Genomic DNA, 2,697 nt, shown 5'->3' on the forward strand with positions numbered 1-2,697 from the left:
AGGCTTGCCTTGTTCTCGTGACTGCGTGCCTTTTGAAGAATGAGCCTGCGAGTTTGCGGTGTGTTGCGAGGTTAACCCGAGTGGGGAAGCCGTAGCGAAAGCGAGTCCGAACAGGGCGTTTTTAGTAGCACGCTCAAGACCCGAAGCGGAGTGATCTAGCCATGGGCAGGTTGAAGCGGAGGTAAGACTTCGTGGAGGACCGAACCCACCAGGGTTGAAAACCTGGGGGATGACCTGTGGTTAGGGGTGAAAGGCCAATCAAACTCCGTGATAGCTGGTTCTCCCCGAAATGCATTTAGGTGCAGCGTCGTGTGTTTCTTGCCGGAGGTAGAGCACTGGATAGGCGATGGGCCCTACCGGGTTACTGACCTTAGCCAAACTCCGAATGCCGGTAAGTGAGAGCGCGGCAGTGAGACTGTGGGGGATAAGCTCCATGGTCGAGAGGGAAACAGCCCAGAGCATCGACTAAGGCCCCTAAGCGTACGCTAAGTGGGAAAGGATGTGGAGTCGCACAGACAACCAGGAGGTTGGCTTAGAAGCAGCCACCCTTGAAAGAGTGCGTAATAGCTCACTGGTCTAGTGATTCCGCGCCGACAATGTAGCGGGGCTCAAGCGTACCGCCGAAGTCGTGTCATTGCAGCAATAAGCCCCAACGGGTGCTGTGATGGGTAGGGGAGCGTCGTCTGCCGGGTGAAGCGGCACTGGAAGGTAGTCGTGGACGGTTGACGAGTGAGAATGCAGGCATGAGTAGCGATACAAACGTGAGAAACGTTTGCGCCGATTGACTAAGGGTTCCTGGGTCAAGCTGATCTGCCCAGGGTAAGTCGGGACCTAAGGCGAGGCCGACAGGCGTAGTCGATGGATAACCGGTTGATATTCCGGTACCCGCTGTGAAGCGTCAAACATCGAATCCAGTGATGCTAAGGCCGTGAAGCCGTTCCGGACCCTTCGGGGAAAGGAAAGTGGTGGAGCCGCTGACCCGATCTGGTAGTAGGTGAGTGATGGGGTGACGCAGGAAGGTAGTCCATCCCGGGCGGTGGTTGTCCCGGGGTAAGGGTGTAGGCCGTGCGATAGGCAAATCCGTCGCACATGTGGCTGAGACCTGATGCCGAGCCGATTGTGGTGAAGTGGATGATCCTATGCTGTCGAGAAAAGCCTCTAGCGAGTTTCATGGCGGCCCGTACCCTAAACCGACTCAGGTGGTCAGGTAGAGAATACCGAGGCGTTCGGGTGAACTATGGTTAAGGAACTCGGCAAAATGCCCCCGTAACTTCGGGAGAAGGGGGGCCACGCTCGGTGATCGGATTTACTCCGTGAGCTGGGGGTGGCCGCAGAGACCAGCGAGAAGCGACTGTTTACTAAAAACACAGGTCCGTGCGAAGCCGTAAGGCGATGTATACGGACTGACGCCTGCCCGGTGCTGGAACGTTAAGGGGACCGGTTAGTCACTCTTCGGGGTGGCGAAGCTGAGAACTTAAGCGCCAGTAAACGGCGGTGGTAACTATAACCATCCTAAGGTAGCGAAATTCCTTGTCGGGTAAGTTCCGACCTGCACGAATGGCGTAACGACTTCTCGACTGTCTCAACCATAGGCCCGGTGAAATTGCACTACGAGTAAAGATGCTCGTTTCGCGCAGCAGGACGGAAAGACCCCGGGACCTTTACTACAGTTTGATATTGGTGTTCGGTTCGGCTTGTGTAGGATAGCTGGGAGACTTTGAAGCTCATACGCCAGTATGGGTGGAGTCGTCGTTGAAATACCAGTCTGGTCGTGCTGGATGTCTAACCTGGGTCCGTGATCCGGATCAGGGACAGTGTCTGATGGGTAGTTTAACTGGGGCGGTTGCCTCCTAAAGAGTAACGGAGGCGCCCAAAGGTTCCCTCAGCCTGGTTGGCAATCAGGTGTTGAGTGTAAGTGCACAAGGGAGCTTGACTGTGAGACCGACGGGTCGAGCAGGGACGAAAGTCGGGACTAGTGATCCGGCGGTGGCTTGTGGAAGCGCCGTCGCTCAACGGATAAAAGGTACCCCGGGGATAACAGGCTGATCTTCCCCAAGAGTCCATATCGACGGGATGGTTTGGCACCTCGATGTCGGCTCGTCGCATCCTGGGGCTGGAGTCGGTCCCAAGGGTTGGGCTGTTCGCCCATTAAAGCGGTACGCGAGCTGGGTTTAGAACGTCGTGAGACAGTTCGGTCCCTATCCGCTGTGCGCGTAGGAGTCTTGAGAAGGGCTGTCCCTAGTACGAGAGGACCGGGACGGACGAACCTCTGGTGTGCCAGTTGTCCTGCCAAGGGCATGGCTGGTTGGCTACGTTCGGGAGGGATAACCGCTGAAAGCATCTAAGCGGGAAGCCTGCTTCGAGATGAGGACTCCCACCCACTTGATGGGGTAAGGCTCCCAGTAGACGACTGGGTTGATAGGCCGGATCTGGAAGCACGGTAACGTGTGGAGGTGACCGGTACTAATAGGCCGAGGGCTTGTCCTCAGTTGCTCGCGTCCACTGTGTTGGTTCTGAAACCACGAACGGCCCCACGTTTCACAGAGCGTGGTGCGGCATTGTTCGACAGTTTCATAGTGTTTCGGTGGTCATAGCGTAGGGGAAACGCCCGGTTACATTTCGAACCCGGAAGCTAAGCCTTACAGCGCCGATGGTACTGCAGGGGGGACCCTGTGGGAGAGTAGGACGCCGCCGAAC

2 rRNA genes are annotated in these 2,697 nt (G+C 56.7%); both read left to right on the forward strand.

Annotated features, from left to right (window positions below):
• Positions 1-2,487: ribosomal RNA gene (locus ACF1GV_RS42495) — 23S ribosomal RNA — on the forward strand; the annotation flags it as partial.
• Positions 2,488-2,580: 93 nt separating this feature from the next.
• Positions 2,581-2,697 (forward strand): 5S ribosomal RNA (gene rrf / locus ACF1GV_RS42500).

The sequence above is a fragment of the Streptomyces sp. NPDC014006 genome (genome assembly GCF_043088925.1).
Lineage (GTDB): Bacteria > Actinomycetota > Actinomycetes > Streptomycetales > Streptomycetaceae > Streptomyces.